Below are 2,294 nucleotides of genomic sequence, written 5' to 3'. Positions count from 1 at the left end.
CCCCGCCCAGGCCGGCCGCCGCCCCCGGGGCCGCGTCCCCGTCGTCCCCCGTGATCAGCCAGGCCCCGCCGACGAGTCCCACCCCGACCGCCAGGCCGACCAGGCCACCGAGCAGGAATCCCGCCGCTCTGCCCGCTTCCGTCATCGTCCGCCCCCGTCCCCTTTCGTGTGGAAAGGGGCTGCCCTCACCCACATGCCGGGAAACACGGGGCGTTCTCGGCCATTGCCCGCCCGCATCCCGTTGATTAGCCTGTGTTCGTCATGCCGATCGACTGTTGAAATTTCGAACACAGCCGCTACTGAGAACGAAGAAACAAGGGAGGGGGCCGACCGTGGGACGCCTAGTACCTGCCGTGACCCGGGCGCTCGACATATTGGAGCTCTTCCTGGACGGGGACGGCACGCTCTCCGCCCCCGACATCGTGCGCAAGCTCCAGCTGCCGCGCACCACCGTCCACGAGCTGGTCACCACGCTCGCCGCCCGTGGCTACATCGTGCCCGTGGCGGGCCAGCCGGGACGTTACCGCCTCGGTGTCCGTCCGTACCAGCTCGGCAGCCGTTACGCCGAGCAGCTGGACCTGGCCGCCGAGGGCCAGCAGGTCGCCCGTACCGTCGCCGAGACCTGCGACGAGACGGTGCACGTGGCGATCCTGGAGTACACGGACGTCATCTACATCGCCAAGGTCGACTCCACGCACGCCGTGCGTATGGTGTCCGCCGCAGGCCGTCGCCTTCCGGCACACTGCACCTCCGTCGGCAAGATGCTCCTCGCCTCCCTTCCCGAGGCCGAGCTGAACGCCCGGATCCCGGACGACGCCGACCTGGTCGCCATGACGCCCAACAGCATCACCGACCCGGGCGTGCTGCGCGAGACCCTGGCCCGGATCCGTGAGCGGGGTCTCGCCGTGGAGAACCGCGAGTCCAACCCCGACGTCTCCTGCGTGGCCGCCCCGGTCCGCGATCGCACGGGCAAGGTCGTCGCCGCGATCTCCATCTCGGTCCCCATGATCCGCTGGAGCGAGGACCGCCGTGGCGAGCTGGAGCAGCTCGCCGCCAAGGGCGCCGCGGAACTCTCCGAGCGCCTCGGACACCGGAGCGTGGCATGAGCACGTACGACGTCGCCGTACGCGAGTACGCGACCCTCGGCGAGGGTCCCACCTGGGATACCGACGCCCAGCGGCTGATCTGGATCGACATCCTCCGCTCCCGGGTCTACACCTACGACCCGGCCTCCGGCCGCCGCACCATCCTCGTCACCGAGCAGCACGTCGGCGCGGCCAAGCCCCGCGTCGGCGGCGGCCTCGTCCTGAACCTGCGGGACGGTGTCGGGCTGCGCGACGCCGACGGCGGCTTCCGCTGGCTGCACCACGAGCCGGTCCCCGGCCGCCGGGCCAACGACGCCGCCGTGGCCCCCGACGGCTCCCTCTTCGCCGGCACCATGCGCTACGACGAGGCCCCGGGCGGCGGCACCCTCGCCCGGTTCACCGCCGACGGCCTCGCGCAGGCCGTCCTCGACGACGTCGCCGTCAGCAACGGCACCGGCTGGAGCCCGGACGGGCAGCTGATGTACTACATCGACTCGCCGACCCGGCGCATCGACGTCTTCGACTACGCGGAGACCGACGGCGTCCGGCTCCCCGTCGACCGGCGGCCGTTCGTCACCATCGAGGACGGCGCCGGCTTCCCCGACGGTCTCACCGTCGACGCCGAGGGCTGTGTCTGGGTCGCCCTGTGGGAGGGCGGCGCCGTCCGCCGCTACACCCCCTCCGGCGAACTGGACCGGGTCGTCCGACTGCCCACGCCCCGCCCCACGGCCTGCGCGTTCGGCGGCGCCGACCTGACCGACCTGTACATCACCACGGCCCGGGTCGGCACCGACACCCCGCATCCGCTGTCGGGTTCGCTGCTGGTGGTGCCGGGCGCGGGCAAGGGCCTCGCGCAGCCCGCGTTCGCCGGCTAGTGCTGTGACCGGAAAGGTTTGCCGGAAAGCTCGCGGCGTCCGGTGCGGTGCCTCGCAAGGCGGAGCATGACCCGCGTACTGGATGTACTCGGGTCATGCGACAACGCCGCGAGGTGCCGTGCCGGGCGTCGCGAGCCGGTGAACCTTTCCGGTCACAGCACTAGACGGCCCGTCGGCACCGCACGTCCGTAGACGGCCCGTCGGCCCACCCGTACCTCGGTGGGCCGGCGGGCCGCCACTCGTGCGCGGACACGCTGCTCTCGGTGGCGGAGGCCGCCGGGTCCGCGGGGGCGACGGGAGCCGCCGAGCCTGCCGATCCGGTCTGGCCGGGCGC

General features: G+C 72.4%; 2 protein-coding genes. Both read left to right on the top strand.

Annotated features, from left to right (window positions below; all coding sequences use genetic code 11):
- The first annotated feature begins 332 nt into the window (after window positions 1-332).
- Complete coding sequence (locus AOK23_RS29385; protein ID WP_055715626.1) at window positions 333-1,106, top strand: IclR family transcriptional regulator; 774 nt, start codon at window positions 333-335, stop codon at window positions 1,104-1,106.
- On the top strand, window positions 1,103-1,960 hold the full coding sequence (locus tag AOK23_RS29380; RefSeq protein ID WP_055715625.1) for an SMP-30/gluconolactonase/LRE family protein: 858 nt from the start codon (window positions 1,103-1,105) through the stop codon (window positions 1,958-1,960). The genes AOK23_RS29385 and AOK23_RS29380 overlap by 4 nt, the downstream gene beginning before the upstream one ends.
- The last annotated feature ends 334 nt before the right edge of the window (window positions 1,961-2,294 follow it).

Source organism: Streptomyces torulosus, from assembly GCF_001419765.1.
GTDB lineage: Bacteria > Actinomycetota > Actinomycetes > Streptomycetales > Streptomycetaceae > Streptomyces > Streptomyces torulosus.
The sequence above is the reverse complement of the archived record's forward strand: the minus strand, read 5'-3'. Positions and strand labels throughout refer to the sequence as shown.

Coding starts and splice junctions, on each gene's coding strand:
- AOK23_RS29380 (WP_055715625.1), top strand. CDS start 1,103: ATGAGCACGTACGACGTCGCCGTACGCGAGTACGCGACCCTCGGCGAG.